The organism is Leifsonia poae, from assembly GCF_050632195.1.
Taxonomy (GTDB): Bacteria; Actinomycetota; Actinomycetes; order Actinomycetales; family Microbacteriaceae; genus Leifsonia; species Leifsonia poae_C.
Window position 1 is genome coordinate 2,858,855 of the sequence record NZ_CP192580.1, and the last position, 16,980, is coordinate 2,875,834.

18 protein-coding genes and 1 tRNA gene are annotated in these 16,980 nt (G+C 67.7%); 6 read left to right on the plus strand and 13 right to left on the minus strand.

Annotation, left to right across the window (positions count from 1 at the left end):
• Positions 1 to 35: 35 nt before the first annotated feature.
• Entirely contained in the window at positions 36 to 701 is a 666-nt protein-coding gene (locus ACQ86A_RS14475) for a TetR/AcrR family transcriptional regulator (protein ID WP_431277676.1), read from the minus strand.
• Positions 702 to 926: 225 nt separating this feature from the next.
• Here ACQ86A_RS14475 and ACQ86A_RS14480 point away from each other — a divergent pair, with 225 nt between their 5' ends.
• Positions 927 to 3,044: an Ig-like domain-containing protein gene (locus ACQ86A_RS14480; RefSeq protein WP_431277677.1), complete on the plus strand. Its 2,118-nt coding sequence runs from the start codon at positions 927 to 929 to the stop codon at positions 3,042 to 3,044.
• A 3-nt stretch (positions 3,045 to 3,047) separates the two neighbouring features.
• On the opposite strand, the gene ACQ86A_RS14485 is transcribed toward ACQ86A_RS14480, so the two are convergent.
• The 3 genes from ACQ86A_RS14485 to ACQ86A_RS14495 form a co-directional block, all read right to left on the minus strand.
• Positions 3,048 to 3,434, minus strand: coding sequence for a YchJ family protein (locus tag ACQ86A_RS14485; RefSeq protein ID WP_431277678.1), 387 nt, complete (start codon positions 3,432 to 3,434; stop codon positions 3,048 to 3,050).
• Between the two features lie 210 nt (positions 3,435 to 3,644).
• A complete protein-coding gene (locus tag ACQ86A_RS14490; RefSeq protein ID WP_431277679.1) occupies positions 3,645 to 4,013 on the minus strand; it encodes a VOC family protein in 369 nt (122 codons plus the stop codon).
• A gap of 193 nt (positions 4,014 to 4,206) precedes the next feature.
• Positions 4,207 to 4,782: a TetR/AcrR family transcriptional regulator gene (locus ACQ86A_RS14495; RefSeq protein ID WP_431277680.1), complete on the minus strand. Its 576-nt coding sequence runs from the start codon at positions 4,780 to 4,782 to the stop codon at positions 4,207 to 4,209.
• A 132-nt stretch (positions 4,783 to 4,914) separates the two neighbouring features.
• Here ACQ86A_RS14495 and ACQ86A_RS14500 point away from each other — a divergent pair, with 132 nt between their 5' ends.
• The 4 genes from ACQ86A_RS14500 to ACQ86A_RS14515 all read left to right on the plus strand — a co-directional run bounded on the left by ACQ86A_RS14500 (position 4,915) and on the right by ACQ86A_RS14515 (position 6,856).
• Complete coding sequence (locus ACQ86A_RS14500) at positions 4,915 to 5,181, plus strand: hypothetical protein (RefSeq protein ID WP_431277681.1); 267 nt, start codon at positions 4,915 to 4,917, stop codon at positions 5,179 to 5,181.
• Positions 5,182 to 5,222: 41 nt separating this feature from the next.
• Positions 5,223 to 6,398: an MFS transporter gene (locus ACQ86A_RS14505; protein WP_431277682.1), complete on the plus strand. Its 1,176-nt coding sequence runs from the start codon at positions 5,223 to 5,225 to the stop codon at positions 6,396 to 6,398.
• A 99-nt stretch (positions 6,399 to 6,497) separates the two neighbouring features.
• Positions 6,498 to 6,573 (plus strand) — tRNA-Leu (locus ACQ86A_RS14510).
• Positions 6,574 to 6,646: 73 nt separating this feature from the next.
• The gene (locus tag ACQ86A_RS14515; RefSeq protein ID WP_431277683.1) at positions 6,647 to 6,856 is read left to right on the plus strand and encodes a hypothetical protein; all 210 of its coding nucleotides are present in this window, start codon (positions 6,647 to 6,649) and stop codon (positions 6,854 to 6,856) included.
• 3 nt (positions 6,857 to 6,859) lie between these two features.
• Here the strand turns inward: ACQ86A_RS14515 and ACQ86A_RS14520 are convergent, their stop codons facing one another.
• The 9 genes from ACQ86A_RS14520 to hisS all read right to left on the minus strand — a co-directional run bounded on the left by ACQ86A_RS14520 (position 6,860) and on the right by hisS (position 15,620).
• Positions 6,860 to 7,357, minus strand: coding sequence for an SRPBCC family protein (locus tag ACQ86A_RS14520; protein WP_431277684.1), 498 nt, complete (start codon positions 7,355 to 7,357; stop codon positions 6,860 to 6,862).
• Between the two features lie 25 nt (positions 7,358 to 7,382).
• Positions 7,383 to 8,240 carry an SseB family protein gene (locus tag ACQ86A_RS14525; RefSeq protein ID WP_431277685.1) on the minus strand — a complete coding sequence of 286 codons (858 nt, stop codon included), beginning with the start codon at positions 8,238 to 8,240 and terminating at the stop codon, positions 7,383 to 7,385.
• A 142-nt stretch (positions 8,241 to 8,382) separates the two neighbouring features.
• Complete coding sequence (locus tag ACQ86A_RS14530) at positions 8,383 to 9,798, minus strand: NAD(P)/FAD-dependent oxidoreductase (protein WP_431277686.1); 1,416 nt, start codon at positions 9,796 to 9,798, stop codon at positions 8,383 to 8,385.
• Between the two features lie 38 nt (positions 9,799 to 9,836).
• Positions 9,837 to 11,096: a S8 family serine peptidase gene (locus tag ACQ86A_RS14535; RefSeq protein WP_431277687.1), complete on the minus strand. Its 1,260-nt coding sequence runs from the start codon at positions 11,094 to 11,096 to the stop codon at positions 9,837 to 9,839.
• Between the two features lie 13 nt (positions 11,097 to 11,109).
• Positions 11,110 to 11,625: a DUF501 domain-containing protein gene (locus ACQ86A_RS14540; protein ID WP_431277688.1), complete on the minus strand. Its 516-nt coding sequence runs from the start codon at positions 11,623 to 11,625 to the stop codon at positions 11,110 to 11,112.
• A gap of 2 nt (positions 11,626 to 11,627) precedes the next feature.
• A complete protein-coding gene (locus tag ACQ86A_RS14545) occupies positions 11,628 to 12,173 on the minus strand; it encodes an FtsB family cell division protein (RefSeq protein WP_431277689.1) in 546 nt (181 codons plus the stop codon).
• 191 nt (positions 12,174 to 12,364) lie between these two features.
• Positions 12,365 to 13,645, minus strand: coding sequence for a phosphopyruvate hydratase (gene eno / locus ACQ86A_RS14550; protein ID WP_431277690.1), 1,281 nt, complete (start codon positions 13,643 to 13,645; stop codon positions 12,365 to 12,367).
• An 89-nt stretch (positions 13,646 to 13,734) separates the two neighbouring features.
• Positions 13,735 to 14,331, minus strand: a complete 597-nt coding sequence (locus ACQ86A_RS14555) for a DUF1349 domain-containing protein (RefSeq protein WP_431277691.1) — start codon at positions 14,329 to 14,331, stop codon at positions 13,735 to 13,737.
• The gene (gene hisS, locus ACQ86A_RS14560; RefSeq protein ID WP_431277692.1) at positions 14,328 to 15,620 is read right to left on the minus strand and encodes a histidine--tRNA ligase; all 1,293 of its coding nucleotides are present in this window, start codon (positions 15,618 to 15,620) and stop codon (positions 14,328 to 14,330) included. The genes ACQ86A_RS14555 and hisS overlap by 4 nt, the downstream gene beginning before the upstream one ends.
• Positions 15,621 to 15,687: 67 nt before the next feature.
• On the opposite strand from hisS, the gene ACQ86A_RS14565 reads away from it, so the two are divergent.
• Entirely contained in the window at positions 15,688 to 16,818 is a 1,131-nt protein-coding gene (locus ACQ86A_RS14565) for an epoxide hydrolase family protein (protein WP_431277693.1), read from the plus strand.
• Positions 16,819 to 16,980 lie beyond the last annotated feature (162 nt).

A 16,980-nucleotide genomic window follows, 5' to 3' on the forward strand; every position in this document is an offset into this window, starting at 1 on the left:
CGGCTCGGCGTACACCGCCGGGGTGGTGGTCTGGGTCATCGTGTCCTCGCGTTCGGGATGGGCGCATCCGGGGTCGGGATGCGGGCGAGCAGTTCACGTGCGGGTGTTGCGAGTTCCGCCACCGCGTCGGCGGCGAAGTCCATGGTCGCGGCGGCTGCCTTGTCGTCGCGGGTGACGAGCCAGGCGATGGTGAGTCCGTCGGTGAGTGTGACGAGCATCCGTGCGATCTCGGCCGTCGGTCGGATCCATTGGGAGTCCGTCAGCTCCGCCGCGGCGACGAGCGCGTTCTCGGCCACGCTGAAGTAGCGGTCGTACTGACGCCGGGCGAGCGGCTCGAAGCCGGGTTCGCGGAGCGCCCACTGGGTCAGCTCGAACATCGCCTTCTCGCGGTCGGGGTCGGCGCGCACCCCGTCGAAGTAATTCTGCAGACCGGCGCGGACCGTGTCTCGCATTGTCGCCCTGCCGTCGACGGGCTCGAGCGCCGGTGCGAAAGCCGACTCCTCGCCGTCGACGACCGCGTTGATCAGTTCGACCATCAGCTCATCGCGGGAGGAGAACACGTAGTGGAAGCTCGCGAGCGACATCCCCGCCTCGGCGACGATCGCCCGGGTGGTGGCGGCCGCGACACCGTCCCGTGCGACGACGCGCACGGCCGCGTGCACCAGGGCGGTGCGACGATCGACGGCGGAGATGCGGGGCATCTTGCTCCTGCTCGGGCGGCTATTCGCGCTTCATCGCGCGGAAGTGGGACGGTTGACCCAGATCACAGTATGCCGTAAATCCGGCCTGGTGGTTTGACACTCGCCGTCGTCTCCCCTGGAATGGGGTGGAATGCTCCGTTTTGCTTCAGATGTTTCACCACCAGTCCGGTCGAGGGGTCGACCGGACTGGTTCTGTGCGCGCTGCTGGTCACCCTTGTCACGCTGGTGCTCGCCCCGGCATTCGCTACACCCGCGCACGCGGACACGACCGACTCGGCGCATCCTTCGACGCCAGCCGCAGCACCATCGGAAACACCCTCGGCCCCGCCAACCCCGGCCGCTCCGACGATCGACGATCTGGGCGACCGGCTCGCCCGCTTTCCCCTGGCCGTGAGCGGCCGAGGCGATCCCGGCGATCACCTCGAGATCTCCGGCGCCTCTGGCGGCACCAGCTGCCGCGCCACCGTCGACGAAGACGGAACCTGGGGATGTTCGCTCAGCGACCTCCCCGACGGCCCCGCCGTCGTCGTACGGGCCGTCTCCCTGGATACGGGCTCCGCCGCCCCCACCCGCACGATCGCCGTTCTCTCACCGCCCGTCATCGCCGCCCCCGCTGGCGGACTCGTCTCGGGCGGCGGCATCCGGGGCACGGCATACCCCGGCGCTACCGTCACCGTCCGCGCCAGCAACGGCTCAGGATGCTCGTTCCCCGCCGATTCCAGCGGCGCGTGGGGCTGCGTGCTCACCCCCGCCGCGTCGGGCCAGCTCACCGTGACCGCCACTCAGCGTGGACCGTCGTCGTTCCCTCCCCAGAGCTCCGCCCCCAGTGCGGCGGTGCCTGTGACGGTGGACACGACTCCTCCGCCCGCGCCGACGATCACGACTCCGGGCCCGACGACCGTCCACTCGGGTGATCCTCTTACCTTCGGCGGCACCGGCGAGGCGGGCTCCACGGTCACCGTCTACGCCAGCAACGACAAGGGCAGCTCGATGGTCTGCTCCGCGATCGTTCAGGGAGCGTCCTGGAGCTGCGTCGGGTCGATGCCGCCGGGAACGTATCTGGTCGCGGCTCTGCAGAAGGATGCTGCGGGCAACGTGAGTTCCGCCGGCAACGTCGTGTCGGTCAAGTTCACCGCTCCCCGGCCTCTTCCGAATGCGAATCCGTCGCCATCATCCCCGTCGCAGAGCCCGACCACGACGCCGAGTCCTGCCGTTCCCGTTCCACCGGGCGGCACCCCGAGCCCATCGCCTACCGGTCCGGGCGGTGGACCGCAGCTTCCCGGAATGCCGGGCTGGATGGGCACACCGTTCACCACCGCTTCAGCACCGAACGTGACCGCTGAGGCGTTCCCCGGGTGGCTGCGCTCCCTCATCCTCGCCGCCGCCGCGCTCATTCTGCTCGCGCTGCCTGCCCGGCTTCTCGCCGTCACGATCGCGCGGAATCGCGGCGAGCGCGGCGACCGCCGCCGCGCGGGAATCTTCGGTCGCAACCGAAGCAGCGCGGAGATCCGGGCTGCGGAGGCCCGCTTCTCTCCACGGGTCGCCGCCGAAGCACCCACGGCTGCGACCAGGTCAGACGGTCTCTCGGCCGGCGCGGATGCGGCGAGCATCACATCCCCGAGCCGTTGGTCGATCGCAGCCGCATTCGCAGCCGCAGCCGCGCTCGTCACTCTGTCGAGTCCCGTCGATGACGCCGGCGCGTACGTGCGCGTCATCATCGCGATCGCCCTCGGATTGCTCGTCGTCAACGCCGCCTGGATAGGGATCGCCCGCTGGGTGGCGCCGCATCTCGCGGGTCATCGCGCCCGGATCGTCTTCTCGCCATGGCTGCTCGCCATCGTCGGAGGAGCCGCGATCGCATCACGGATCTTCAGCCTGCAGCCCGCGCTGCTGTTCGGGCTGCTGCTTGGCGTCACCCTGACCGGCGGCGCAGGACGGATCACGCGAGGACGCATCGCCGCCGTTCAGGTCGCCGCGATAGCCGCGCTCGGCGTACTCGCCTGGCTCACCGTCGGACTCCTGCCATCGCCGTCGGGCGTCGGGTCGGCGTTCGCCGTCGAATTCGCCAACGCGGTGTCGCTCCTGGGGCTCGGCTCTGCGGCCGTCTCACTCGTACCGATCGGCGCGCTCGCAGGACGCGCCGTGTTCCAGTGGTCGCGACTCGCCTGGATCGGTCTGACCCTGATCGTCTACACGCTGCTCTTCGCGCTGTTGCTGCCGGTGGCCTCGCTGGTCGAGACCGGCCAGGGCACGGTCGTGCTCGTGCTCGCGGCCGTCGGATTCGCTGCTCTCAGTGTCGCCGTCTGGCTCTGGGAACGGTATGTCGAACCCGCACGCGAGTAGCCCTCAGACGGCGTCGACGTAGAACCAGGCGCCACCCTCTCGGACGAATCGCGAGTCCTCTTCTTGCACACCCGCCGTGTCGCCCTTGTAGTACGCCCGAAAATGCACGGTTCCGTCACGATCGAACGGGCCTCCTCGCTCGGTGTCCAGGATGTCGAGGCGGTACCAGCGCATCCTCTCGTCCAGGTCGAGCGCGGTCGGTCTGGTCGACGGATGCCAGCTGCGGAGCAGATATCCGGGGTCGCCAAGAGCGAACGCCGAGAAGCGCGAGCGCATCAGCCGCTCGGCGGTCGGCGCTTGCGCCTCTCCCCGATGCAGCGGGCCGCAGCAGGCGTCGTAGGTCTCACCGCTGGAACAGGGGCAGCGAACCGGATGCGCGGCAGAACTCATCCGTCGAGCGTACCCGTGAGGCAAGACCACACAGAGAGAAGACCCGGTCGCAGGCTCCGTCGGGGGGATCTCGGGAGGTACGACCGGGTCATGGACACCACACCAGATCGGGCGTCTGAATACAGTCTGCGGCCCGGAAATGAGCGGCCGCTTGGGGCGGGCTGAAGATTTGCACACAGACGGATGCCCGCGCGCACAAGTGTCGGCGGCTCAGGTGTGGTTGGCCACGTCGCCGGCCTGCACCACGCAGAAGCGATTGCCATCGGGATCGGCCAGAACCACATAGTCGGCGTCATCCGGATAGTCCCACTCGACCTTGGTCGCGCCGAGGCCGAGCAGCCTCTCGACTTCGTCCGCCTGATCGAACGCGTACAGGTCGAGGTGGTGCCGCTGGTGATCCTCGGGCGTGGAACTGACCTGGCTGATCGCGATCTGAGGCCCGTGGCCCTCGCGCGGAACGAGGATCGCCCAGTCGACGTCGGGCTCGCGCAGCGGGTGGTAGTCGATGGCCTCGGTCCAGAAGGCGATGGCGCGCGGAACATCCCGCACACCCCAGACGATCGAACCGATCCGGATCATCCGCCCAGTATCCGCCTCGATCCGGAAGCACTCAACTTTCGGGGCCGCCCGGGTGTAGCGTACGTGCCATGGCTGGTTTGCTGATCGGGTTCATTTGGCTTGTCATCGCTGTCGGCGGCATCCTTGCGCTGACCGCCCTCGTGGAGATGATCAGGTCGCCGTTCCGCGACCGTTGAACTAGCACTTCTGCGATCTATCGCAGTCCCGCGATGAAGAGGTTGAGCACCCGCCGCAGGTCGTCGCGGCTGTAGCCGCTCTTGTTCGCCGCCCAGGCGAGCGAGCTCGCGAAGACGAAGAGGTCGTCGGAGTTCACGTCCGAGCGCACGGCGCCCTGGGCCTGCGCTCGCGCGAGGAGACGCGCGGTCGCATCCTTCATCATGCTGCACGGCGCGGTGAGGGGCGAGCTGCTGTCGTTGACGGCTTCGGCCACCGAGTCGGGAAGACCGTCGTAGCTGCTGAGGTGACGCGCGAGCTCGATGAGCCAGTCGTTGAGGGCCTCGCCGGCGTCGTCGCGAGCGAGCAGCTCTTCGGCGCTCTGGTCGAGACCCTGCCGGCTCTCGACGAGCGCCGCCGCGAGCAGGCAATCACGGCTGGGGAAATGACGGTAGAGAGTTCCGGCTCCGACGCCGGCGCGCTTGGCGATGTCATCGAGCGAGGTGTGGACGCCGTTCTCGCTGAACGCCTCGCAAGCGATCTCGACGATGCGGTCGTAGTTGCGCTGTGCATCCGCACGCAGGGGTTTGACCTGGGTCAGGGTCTCGCCGGCCACTTGAGGTTCCTTTCGAAAAGAATTCACTTCATCGTCGTTGACAAAGCGGAGACAGTCTCCGTATTGTTGATCACTCAAGAGGAGAGTCTCTCCGATTACCAGCATAACCCCGCGAGAAACGGATGCGCCAGCATGACGACCACCGAACTCAGTCCAGACACAGCAAGCAGTACCGCTATCCGCCCGTCCGCCCTCAACGCCACCTCAGCCCGACGTAGCCTGCGCACACCGGCACTCGGCCTGATCGTCGTGTTCATCACGCAGCTCATGCTCGTCGTCGACGCCAGCATCGTGAACGTCGCGCTGCCCGACATCCAGAAAGAACTGCACTTCTCCCCCACCGACCTCTCCTGGGTCGTCACCGCGTACGCTCTGCCTTCGGCGGTCTCATCCTGCTGAGCGGAAAGATCGGCTCGATCGTCGGCGCCCGTCTCGCTCTCATGGTCGGCGTCGGGGTCTTCATCGTCGCTTCCGCGATCGGTGGCTTCGCGCCCACGCCGGAGATCCTCGTCGCGGCCCGCGTCCTTCAGGGCATCGGCGCGGCCATCGCCGCCCCGAGCACCCTCGTACTCCTCGTGGCCAACACGACCGAGGGCGCCAACCGGGCGCGAGCGATGTCCCTCTTCGTTCTCGCGGCCGGCAGCGGCGGCGCGATCGGTCTCATCCTGGGCGGTTTCCTCACCACCAGCTTCGGCTGGGAGTGGGTCATGTTCGTGAACGTGCCGATCGGCATCCTGATCATCCTCGGTGCTGCGCTCTTCCTCACCGAGACGGATCGGCTGCCCGCCAAGCTCGACCTGGGTGGCGCCGCCGTCTCCACGATCGGCATGGTCGGTCTGGTCTACGGGTTCACGCGTGCGGCGAGCCACGGCTGGACCGACGTTCAGGTGTTCGTGTCGTTCGCGGTCGCCATCATTGCGCTGGTGAGCCTCGTCTTCATCGAGCGCCGCCACTCGAGCCCGGTCGTGCAACTGCACTTCTTCGCCCGGATGCGCACGGCGACACCGCTGCTCGGCATGCTCCTCGTGCCGGCCGGGATGTTCGGCTTCTTCTACTTCGCCGCGCTCTTCACCCAGAACGTGCTCGGCTTCGACCCCCTGGGCACCGGACTCGCGCTGCTCCCGTTCGTCGCCGCGATGCTCATCACGAACGAACTCGCACCGCGCTTCCTCCTCCCGCGGGTCGGCGAGAAGGTCGTCGGAGTCATCGGCCTCAGCGGCATGACGATCGGGCTGATCTGGCTCGGTCAGATGAACGCGGCGAGCACCTTCACCACGGGCATCCTGGGCCCGGCGATCGTGCTCGGCATCAGCGCAGGACTCACCTTCGCCCCACTGACGTCGATCGCCATGGCGCAGGCTCCGAAGACCGAGGTCAGTGCGGCATCCAGCCTCATCCAGGGGATGCAGCAGCTGGGCGGCTCGATCGGCGTCGCCGTGCTCACGACGATCTTCATCGCGGTGACAGCGGTCTCGGGTGAAGCCCGCGGCATCTCGACCTCGCTCCTCATCGGGGCGGCGTTCCCGGCGGCAGCGCTCATCCTGTTCGCGATCTGGGGTCGGCGCATCCCCGCCGACAGCAAGTCGGACTCCGACGCACCGGTGGCGATGCACTAGCCACGATGCACTAACCGACCGTCGCAGGTCAGCTCGCCGACGCCCTCTGGAACGGCTTCCCAGGGGGCGTCGGCGTCGCTGTCGCTACGATGGTCCGCGGGCCCCCATAGCCCAATCGGTAGAGGCAGACGACTTAAAATCGTCCGAGTGTGGGTTCGAGTCCCACTGGGGTACGGCGGCACCCCTCGCACGGGGTTCCCACGTTCTGGGGTCTACGACCCGTGTTTAGATGCGCCTACCGTCTACGCATGGACACGAAACGAGGCAGGCTGCTGGTGGCGGTGTGGCTGACCGCCACGCTCGTCTTCGCCGCGGCCATCGTCACGTCGTTCCAAGCTGCGGTCGGTGCGCCGTTCGGTCAGATCCTGCAGCCGTGGCTCATCATCTCGGCCACCGTCGCCATCCTGCTCGCGGTGATCTCCTCGATGGTCGTCTTCATGCGCCACTGGGGTCGCTAGAAGTCACGCGTCGGCGAAGCGCGCTACCAGCCGATCGATCGTCATTCCCCAGCCGTCGTGCATCCCTGGGGCCGACCACTCCGCCGCCTGCTCATCGCTCATGCGAGCCGGAATTCCGACGTGGAACACCATCTCGGTCTGGGTACCGCCGCGCACCTCATTCAGGAGCACCGTGACAACCGGTGTGGCATCCGGATGCGCCGGGTCGATCAGCGGCCAACCACCGACCGCTCCCCACTCGAAGGCGAGCCGCTCGACCGGCACGATCTCGCGGTAGATACCGCCCGTGACGTATTCAGTGTCCTCGCCGACGACCATCAGCTGCCGCCAGGCCCCACCAACGCGCAGGTCGACGTCGATCTGCTCGCCCGGCTGCTCCATTCCGCTGAAGAACCAGTCCAGCTGCGCGGGGTCCGTCCAAGCCCGAAACACGTCGGCACGCGGGGCGTTCAGGATGCGCGTGAGCGTGAAGCCCCGGTCGGCATCGCTTGCTTGTGTCATCACTCGTACCCTTCGGTCGACGAACTCAGTTCAAGAAGCGTTCCAGCTCGGGCGGCGAAATCACAACCGACTGGCCGGCCGGGTTGAGCAGAATGCCATCATGGCCCTGCTCGCGCGCCACCTGAGCGACGTTGGCGATACCGGTGGCCCTTGCATTCTCGGGCGGCGACCAGGCCCAGACTTCCGCGGGCGATGTGAAGGCCACCGAATACGTCTCCCCGTTCTTGCCGCGGGCCGTGGGAACGGTGACGCCGGTGACCGCGCCGGAGTCATCATGCACATCCGACATCGCGATGAAGACGGCGGGTGTGCTGCCGAGCAGTCCGAGCAGGTCGTCCCACGGGATGGTCCGCTCGACCAGCGCGGTCTTGAGCCTGTCGTTGAGCGTCGGATCGTCGGTCAGGTGCTGGCGGATCTCGTCGGCGAAGGCGATGCAGAGCTCGCTCGACCCCACATCGATCGCGATGCCGTCGTACTCGGAAGCAGCCTGTGCCATGACCGCGCTCGCCGGCTGCACGACCGAGATCGTCGGGTCATCCTGGTGGTAGGCAGCCATCCGCTCGTTGCTGGTGAATGCGAGCAGTAGTCTCCTGCCCTCTTCATCCGTGCGGTAGCCGACTCCGAGGGTGTCGCCGGGCTGAAATCCTCGGCTCGGGTCGGCGATCGTCGAGTTCGACCCGTCGAGCAGGAGATTCCCGGTGGCGCACTGCCGCAGCACCTCGGCGAACGTTCGCGCATCCTTGCCGGCGGACCACCGGCTCAGCGCTGTCTGCACCAACCGGTTCGTCATGATCGGTTCCGGCGCGGGATGCGCAGCAGCGTCGCGCTCCCCCGAGCGCTTGCGCACCGCCTTTTCGGCACGCTGTTTCGAAAACAGTCCCATCGGCTCCCCCTCGGCGCTGGATGTCTGTGCACAAGCATGCCACTGAATAGAGGTGCGGTTTTACCGTGCGTCCACGCATCCGGAGCCGAATGACGAAGGGCCCGGTGCGTGAACGCACCGGGCCCTTCGTAACACTCAGCGACTACTTCGCCGTGACCTCGACGGGCTCCTTCTTCGCCGGAGCCTTCTTTGCAGGAGCCTTCTTCGGAGACTCGACCGCGGGCGCCTCGGCCGCGGGCGGCTTCGGGCGCGAGGCGAACTGCTCGAAGACGGCGCGCGGGGTCTGCTCGGCCGACAGCGAGACGATGTCACGCCCGAGGAAGAAGCCGCCAATCCAGTCGCCGATCACACGCCACTTGCGCTCCCAGCTCGGCATGGCCAGACCGTGGTAACCGCGGTGCGCAAACCAGGCGGGAAGACCCTTGATGGCGAGCTTGCCGGACTGGAAGACTCCCACCCCGACTCCGAGACCGGCAACGGCACCCAGATTCTTGTGGAAGTACTGGCGGGGAAGCTCACCGCGCAGGTCGGCGATGATGTTCTTCGCGAGCAGCTTGCCCTGACGCACAGCGTGCTGAGCGTTCGGCACGCAGTACCCGCCGACGCCGCCGCCGGTCAGATCGGGAACGGCCGCAACGTCACCGGCACCCCAGGCGTCCTTGATGATCTCCTCGTCGGTTCCGACGCGGAGGTCGGCGCGCACCTTGAGACGACCGCGCTCCTCGATCGGGAGGTCGGTGTTGCGGATGACGGTCGGGTTGGCCATGACACCGGCCGTCCAGACGATGAGGTCGGTCTCGAACTTCTCACCGGTGGAGAGCTCGACGACGCCGTCGACCGCGCTCGAGAGCTGCGTGTCGAGGTGGATCTCCGCGCCGCGCTGGGCGAGGTTCTTGATCACCCAGTGGCTCGTCTTGAGCGACACCTCCGGCATGATGCGGCCCATCGCCTCGATGAGGTGGAAGTGGGTGTCCTCGAACTTGATGCCCGGGTGGCTCTTCAGCAGGCTGCTCGCGAGCGACCGGAGCTCCGCGAAGATCTCGATGCCCGCGAACCCACCGCCGACGACGACGAACGTGAGGAGACGGTCGCGCTCGGGACCGGCCGGAAGGTGCTCGGCCTTGTCGAAGTTCGTGAGCACCTTGTCGCGGATCGCGACGGCCTCTTCGATGGTCTTGAGGCCGATCGCCTGGTCGGCGACGCCCGGGATCGGGAACGTGCGCGAAACGGCACCCGCCGTGACGACGACGAGGTCGTACTCGAACTCGTACTTCTCGCCCACCAGCGGCTCGATGGTCGCCGTCTTCTTGGCGTGGTCGATGTACGTGACCTTCGCCGCGACGACGTCGGTCTTCTTGAGGTGACGACGCTGAGCGACGACCGCGTGACGCGGCTCGATCGAGCCGGCAGCGACCTCGGGAAGGAACGGCTGGTAGGTCATGTAGGGCAGCGGGTCGACGACCGTGACCTCGGCCTCACCCTTGCGCAGCTGCTTCTCGAGCTTCCAGGCGGTATAGAACCCGGCGTATCCGCCGCCGACGATCAGAATTTTGGGCACAGTAAAGGGTCTCCTCAAGACGAAAGTATGCGGTTAATCTACTCCCTGCGGCCCGTTCGTCTGAAATGCAGCCAGGCGCCGACCCCGCCCAGCGCCGCTAAAGCGAGAAAACCGCTGATCAGACTGAACGGCAGCCAGAAGGTCGTGAGCGGGCCCCACTGCGGCCAGAGCAGCTGGTCGAAGCGCACGATCCGCTCTGGCGGCAGCGCCCGGGGCGTCGACGTGGGTACCGGCACGGCTCCGGGCGCCGCGGTAGCGGGCGCGTCCGCGCGGCGGTGGATGCGGATCCACTCGTCGAGGTCGCCCATCGGGTTCGCACTGACCTTCGGCACGGTCGCGGTGACCGCGGCCCCCGCATCCAGAAGCCCGTAGCCGTAGATCGGGCTGGGCACGGGACCAGGTGCCGGCTTCGCGGTCTTGATGATGCGCTCGATGACGTCAGCCGCTTTGAGTTCAGGATGCGCGGCGCGCACGAGCGCGACCGCCCCTGACACGAGTGGCGCGGCACCGCTGGTCCCCTCCCACTGCACATAGCCGCCACCGGGGTTCGCGCCGACGAGCTGCTCGCTCGGGGCGGAGACGCCGATCGTGATCCCCTGCGATGAGGCGTCGAAACTGGCCTTGCCCTCCCGATCGACTCCAGCGACCGTGAGCACCCCGGGGATGGTCGCGGGTGCGCCGACCTCCGTGGTTCCGCTCCCGCGGTTGCCTGCCGCCGCCACGATGACCACGTCATGCGAGAACGCGTACTGGAACGCCTTGTCCCAGCTTGTCGGCCAATCGAGCGTGTTCCGGGTCAGGGACATGTTGATCACTTTGGCGCCGTTGTCCACGGACCACCGGATGGCGGAAGCGATCTGGTCGTCGCTGTCGATCGAGCCGGCGGCCTTGCCCAGCGCGACCGACGCCGTGAGGATAGACGCCTCCGGCGCCGCACCGAGTACCCCGTTCCCGTTGCCTGTCCCCCTTCCGGCGAGCAGAGAAGCGACCCAGGTGCCGTGGTTCGCGTTGTCGCCGTCGCCCAGCGGTTCCTGACCGTTCGCAGCGCCGACACCCGACACATCCGTCCCGCCGACGATCGCACCCGCGAGGTCGGGGACGGTGCCGTCGACACCGGTGTCGATCACGGCGACCTTGACCCCGGCGCCTTTGGTGGTCTGCCATGCGGCGGTGAAGCCGTAGTCGTTCAGCCAGTACTCGAGGTCGCGCACCTGGTCGGCGTGCGCCATCGTCGGTGCCGCCAGAGCCAGGAGAAGCCCGGCTACGACGGCGACACCCCCTCGCCCCCAGCGCCTCATTGTCGCTACCGCGTCAATCCGTGCTGACGATGACGCATTCGCACACGTCGGGCGACCAGTCGGCGCGCGCGAGGGCGAGGTCGCCGATGGGGTTCACTCCGGGGCCGGCTGCGAGCGCGTGGGCGCCGAGAGCGTGCAGGCATTTGACGCGCACAGGCATCCCGCCCGCCGAGATCCCGGCGACCTCTTCCACGTGCGCGATGCTCTCGCGGTCGGCCAGATAGGCGTCGTGAGCCGCGGCGTACTGCTCGCGGAGGTCCGCATCCTGTTCGAGCATGTCGTTGTACTCGTTCATCACCTGCGTCGCCTCGAGCTGCGAGAGGGCCGCCGTGGCTGCGGGATGCGTCAGGTAGTAGAAGGTGGGGAAGGGCGTTCCGTCGTCGAGACGCGGAGCAGTCGACACGACCGTCGGCCGTCCGCACACGCAGCGCGCGGCGATGCCGACGACATTTCGTGCCGGGCGTCCCAGCTGGGCGGAGACGGTGGCGATGTCCTCATCGGTCACAGGATCGAACGGTGGGGTGGTCATGTCTAGCCGCCTGGGGTGGAAGTCGGGGTGGGCGTCGTGCCCGGGGTCGTGCCGGCCGGAGCCTTGCCGTCGAGCTGATCCGGCGTCGCCTCGCTCAGCCCGGCACCCATGAAGGAGCCGAACAGCGTGCCGACCCAGTCGGTCTCCGTCTTCTGCAGCTTCGAGCTCACCGGCGCGTTGTCCGCGGCTTTCGCGGCCGGGGGCCGGTCGTCGATCACGAGATAGCTCACCTCGCCGGGCATCACGTAGTAGAGCCGGTCGCGCGCCTGCGAACGGATGTAGCTCGGGTCGTTCCAACGCGCCCGCTGCTCCTTCAGACCGTTCACCTGCGCAGACAGCGCATCGACCGCCTTCTGCTGGTCGGCGATCTGCTGCCGCTGCTGGATCAGCGAGCTCAGGGACGGGGCGAGGATAAGCACGGCGACGACGAGCAGGCCCATCATCACGAGCGAGAATCCGGAGAACCGGATACCGCGAAGCCAGCGCCCGGTGCCCGACTCCTCCGTGGTCAGCGTCACCGGCACGCGGCGGGTGCGAGGTTGGGCCACAGGGCCTCCAGGATGTGACGCGGGCAGGAACAGAGGCCGGTGAAGGCCTCATTTCATCGTACGTTACGTGCCTGCAAGTCCCCGGATGCACGCGCTGAGAGTGCCGGTCGCCGTTCAGCCCGCAGCGAGACAGCACGAGGGCCCCGGATGCGCATCCGGGGCCCTCGTGTTCGTGGCTGTACGGCAGGTGCCTACGCGGTGAAGCGCGGGAAGGCGCTGCGTCCGGCGTAGACGGCGGCCTCGCCGAGCTCCTCCTCGATGCGGAGGAGCTGGTTGTACTTCGCGACGCGCTCGGAGCGGGCCGGTGCGCCGGTCTTGATCTGGCCGGCGTCGGTGGCGACGGCGAGGTCGGCGATCGTGGTGTCCTCGGTCTCACCCGAACGGTGCGAGAGCACAGCCGTCATACCGTTGCGCTGGGCGAGGGCCACCGCGTCGAGCGTCTCGGTCAGGGTGCCGATCTGGTTGACCTTGACCAGGATGCTGTTCGCGGCCTTCGCCTGGATGCCCTGGGCGAGACGCTTCGGGTTGGTGACGAAGAGGTCGTCGCCGACGAGCTGCAGCTTGGAGCCGAGCTCGGCGTTCAGGTGGGCCCAGCCCTCCCAGTCGTCCTCGGCCAGCGGGTCCTCGATGGAGACCAGCGGGTAGTTCGCGGCGAGCTCGGCGTAGTACGCCGACATCTGAGCGGCGGTGCGCTCCTGACCCTCGAACTTGTAGACGCCGTTCTCGAAGAACTCGGTCGAGGCGACGTCGAGGCCGAGCGCGATGTCGGTGCCGACCGTGAAGCCCGCGAGCTGGATCGCCTCGGAGATCAGGTCGAGCGCTGCACGGTTGTGCTCGAGCTCGGGGGCGAAGCCGCCCTCGTCGCCGAGGCCGGTGCTCAGGCCGCGCTGCTTGAGCAGCGACTTGAGCGAGTGGTAGGTCTCGACACCCCAGCGGAGCGCCTCGGAGTAGGTGTCCGCACCGATCGGCAGAACCATGAACTCCTGGATGTCGACGCCGGTGTCGGCGTGCGCGCCACCGTTGATGATGTTCATCATGGGCACAGGGAGGGTGTGTGCGTTGGGTCCGCCGACGTAGCGGAACAGGGGCAGGTCGGCCGAGTCGGCAGCGGCCTTCGCTACCGCGAGGCTGACACCGAGGATCGAGTTGGCGCCCAGGCGCTTCTTGTTGTCGGTGCCGTCGAGCTCGATCATCGCCGAGTCGACGAGGCGCTGGTCGGCAGCCTCGAAGCCTTCGATGGCCGGGCCGATCTCGTCGAGAACGGCGTCGACGGCCTTCAGCACGCCCTTCCCGAGGTAGCGGTCCTTGTCGCCGTCGCGAAGCTCATAGGCCTCGAATGCGCCGGTGGATGCACCGGACGGAACGGCGGCACGGCTGACCGTGCCGTCCTCGAGAAGCACCTCGACCTCGACGGTCGGGTTTCCGCGCGAGTCCAGGATCTCGCGAGCGCCTACAGCTTCGATTTGAGCCACAACTGTCTCCTTGTTTCACATGTGTGGTGGGTGGAAAATCTGCGGTTATCCGCTCGCCAGTCTAGTGACCGGCGGAATACGGCGAACGCCTAGTGCAGTGAGCCGTCGGCCTCGGTGACGGTCCACGACTCGAACCGCACGGTCAGGCCGGCGCGGCTCGGGGCGCAGAGGAACGGTCCGGCCTCGACCTGCGCATCCGGATCGAGCGGGGCCAGACGGATGAGCGCGAACGGCTCGTCGTCGACGCGCGCACGGATCGCGACCGCATCCCCCGACCGACTGGCGCGCACGGTGATGCGACGCCCCGCCCAGTGAGGCACGGGCGCGACCGACCAGTCGGAGACACCTCGCGTGACGACGGCGCCGAGTTGGAGGAGTCCGTCGGAGAATTCGACGCCGGGCTTGATCCAGTTCTCGTCGTCTGTGCGGATGAACGCACCCGCCTGATCGAAGTCTCCGCTGAAGTCGCCGGTGAAGGCGACCTCGACCGCGGCACCGACCGCGAACGGTGCGAGCAATGCGTGCTCGGTGTCGTGGATGAAGCCGTATGCGGTCGTGCGCCACGCATCCGTGCCCTCAGCGGCGGTCACCACGAGGGCGTCGCCGTCGACCTCGGAAGAGACGGGCTCGGTCGTCCAGTGCCCCGACTCCCAAGCGACACGGGTCACCCCGCTCAACCCGCTCAACCCAGTGCCTTGATGTCGAGCGACGCCGCATCCGTCGTCTCGGGCGTCACCGCTGCGAAAGCGCCGAAGCCGGCCGCCTCTGCACGGTCGAGAATCGCCTTGACGTTCTTGGTGCGCTTCTCGAGCCGAACCCGGCGTCCGGATGCGATCAGCTCGCTCTTGACGGCGAGCAGGCGGTCGAGCGGCACGGTCGGATCGTAGACGAGCACGATCGAGTCGGCCGTCTCCCCGGTGGGCACCTCGATCAGGTCGACGACGCGCTCGAACCCGATCGAGAATCCAGCCGCCGGAACATCGCTGCCGAGAAAACGGCCGATCATCCCGTCGTAGCGGCCGCCGCCGCCGACCGAGCTTCCCGAGCCGGGGTGCGCGATCTCGAAGATGGTGCCGGTGTAGTAGCCCATGCCACGCACCAGCGTCGGATCGAAACGCAGCGTCACGCCGGAGGGCAACGAGTCGAGCGCGTGCGCGAGGGACTCCAAGGCGGCCACCGCATCGGTGTCGACCCCGTCGGGGAGGATGCCCGTGATCGCCTCGACGGTCAGTTCGACCCCGCCGTCGGCCACGTGCGGCTCGAGCTTCTCGAGGATACCGCCGAGGACGGCGGCCGAGTCGGCCCCCTCGCCTTCCAGCTCGGCGACGACGCCGGCCGCTCCGATCTTGTCGAGCTTGTCGATCGAGATCAGCACCTGCGGCCAACGGGCCTCGGCGAAGCCGCAGTACTCGAGCAGCCCGTTCAGGATGCGGCGGTCATTGATGCGGATCGTGCAGTCCTTGAGGCCCAGCGCATCCAATGCCGCCGCGGTCGCCGTGATCAGCTCGACTTCGGCCAGCTGACCCGGTTCGCCGATGATGTCGATGTCGCACTGAACGAACTGGCGGTAGCGCCCCTTCTGCGGACGCTCGGCGCGCCAGACCGGCGCGATCTGGATCGCGCGGAACACCGGCGGGAGCTCGGCCCGGTGCGATGCGTAGAAGCGGGCAAGCGGCACGGTCAGGTCGAAGCGGAGGCCGAGGTCCGTGAGGCTCAGGATGTCGCCCGATTCGATCGCTGAGGCCAGATCGTCGCCGTCGAGTCCGCGCTTGAGCACACCGAACGAGAGCTTCTCGTTGTCGCCGCCGAGCCCCGAATGCAGCAGCGCGACATCCTCGACGACCGGGGTCTCGATCTCGTCGAAACCGTGGGCTGCGAAGCTGCGGCGGATGACGCCCAGGGCGTGCTCGCGGCGGGCCTTGTCAGCGGGTAGGAAGTCGCGCATCCCGCGAGGCGGTGTGATCGGAGAAGCCATGACCATGATTCTTCCATGAGGCCGCAGGGGTGCCGCTCCCCAACGCGTGCAGCTAGCGTGGAGGGCGATGACTGCCGAACCGTTCCGTATCGACGTTCCCGAAGACACCCTGACCGACCTCCGCGAACGGTTGCGGAGAACGCGATACGCGCCGCCGCTCGGCGACGGCGACTGGTCCGGCGGAATCGATGCGAACACGCTGCGGGGGTTGGTGGATGCGTGGTCGAACGACTTCGACTGGCGCGATCAGGAGGCGCGACTCAACTCCTACGACCAGTTCGTGGCCGAGGTGAACGGGCACCGCATCCATTTCGTGCGTATCACCGCCGCCGGATCGGCGGCGACGCGCATCCCGATCCTTCTGCTGCACGGCTGGCCGAGTGCGTTCACGGAGTACCTTCCACTCGGCGAACGGCTGGCGAACCCGGCCGCGTTCGGTTCTGATTCGCCCGTCGCGTTCGATGTCGTCATCCCGTCGCTTCCCGGTTTCGTCTTCTCGGAGTTGCCCGATCGTCCGCTCACCCGCCAGGCGATCGCCGACGATCTGCACGAGTTGATGACCGGCGTGCTCGGCTACGACCGGTACGCCGCGTTCGGTGGCGACATCGGCGGAGGCGCCGCCACCTGGCTCGGCGTCGATCACGCCGATCGGGTGGTCGGAGTGCAGTTGCTGCACGCTCCGTTCCCGGCGGACACCGAATCACTGACCGCTGAGGAGCGGGGCTACCTCGACGCGGTCGACACCTATGACGCGGGCGACGGCGGCTACAGCGAGATCATGGCGACTCGCCCCGACACGATCGCCGCCGCGCTCGTCGACTCCCCTGTCGGCCTGCTCGCGTGGATCGTCGACAAGTGGCACGACTGGGTCGACGGCGATCTGTTCACCGTGATCGACCGGGATGCGCTGCTCACCCTCGTCACGTTGTACTGGGTGACCGACTCGATCGGCACGTCCTTCCGTCAGTACTTCGACTACGACTCGAACCCGCCGCGGCCCCTGATAACTTCTCCCCTCGGAGTGTTCCTCAGCCGCGAGCCCGTGATGGACGGTTTCCCGCCGTCGCTGGCCTCGCGTGCCGCGCTCGATGTGCGCGAGTTCGTGAAGGCGCCCGCGGGCGGGCACTTCGCCGGACTCGAGCAGCCCGAGGTGACCGCCGACGCCATCCGCGCATTCTTCGGCCCCCTGCACGGATGAGCGCGGATCCCCTGGAACGGCGGATGCCTCCGGTCGTAAAATGACTTTGTTGCCACCCTGATGGCCCAGCCTTCGAGTTGCGCTTCGGTGGTGTCCCAGAAGGACCTGGCATGAGCCGCATCCGTACCCGACTACGGCACTGATGCTCGCTGCCAGACACAG

Excerpts from the sequence above, each read along its gene's own strand:
- ACQ86A_RS14475 (WP_431277676.1), bottom strand. The coding sequence starts at position 701 with ATGCCCCGCATCTCCGCCGTCGATCGTCGCACCGCCCTGGTGCACGCG.
- ACQ86A_RS14485 (WP_431277678.1), bottom strand. The coding sequence starts at position 3,434 with ATGAGTTCTGCCGCGCATCCGGTTCGCTGCCCCTGTTCCAGCGGTGAG.
- ACQ86A_RS14490 (WP_431277679.1), bottom strand. The coding sequence starts at position 4,013 with ATGATCCGGATCGGTTCGATCGTCTGGGGTGTGCGGGATGTTCCGCGC.
- ACQ86A_RS14500 (WP_431277681.1), top strand. The coding sequence starts at position 4,915 with ATGACGACCACCGAACTCAGTCCAGACACAGCAAGCAGTACCGCTATC.
- ACQ86A_RS14505 (WP_431277682.1), top strand. The coding sequence starts at position 5,223 with ATGGTCGGCGTCGGGGTCTTCATCGTCGCTTCCGCGATCGGTGGCTTC.
- ACQ86A_RS14515 (WP_431277683.1), top strand. The coding sequence starts at position 6,647 with ATGGACACGAAACGAGGCAGGCTGCTGGTGGCGGTGTGGCTGACCGCC.
- ACQ86A_RS14520 (WP_431277684.1), bottom strand. The coding sequence starts at position 7,357 with ATGACACAAGCAAGCGATGCCGACCGGGGCTTCACGCTCACGCGCATC.
- ACQ86A_RS14525 (WP_431277685.1), bottom strand. The coding sequence starts at position 8,240 with ATGGGACTGTTTTCGAAACAGCGTGCCGAAAAGGCGGTGCGCAAGCGC.
- ACQ86A_RS14535 (WP_431277687.1), bottom strand. The coding sequence starts at position 11,096 with ATGAGGCGCTGGGGGCGAGGGGGTGTCGCCGTCGTAGCCGGGCTTCTC.
- ACQ86A_RS14540 (WP_431277688.1), bottom strand. The coding sequence starts at position 11,625 with ATGACCACCCCACCGTTCGATCCTGTGACCGATGAGGACATCGCCACC.
- hisS (WP_431277692.1), bottom strand. The coding sequence starts at position 15,620 with ATGGCTTCTCCGATCACACCGCCTCGCGGGATGCGCGACTTCCTACCC.
- ACQ86A_RS14565 (WP_431277693.1), top strand. The coding sequence starts at position 15,688 with ATGACTGCCGAACCGTTCCGTATCGACGTTCCCGAAGACACCCTGACC.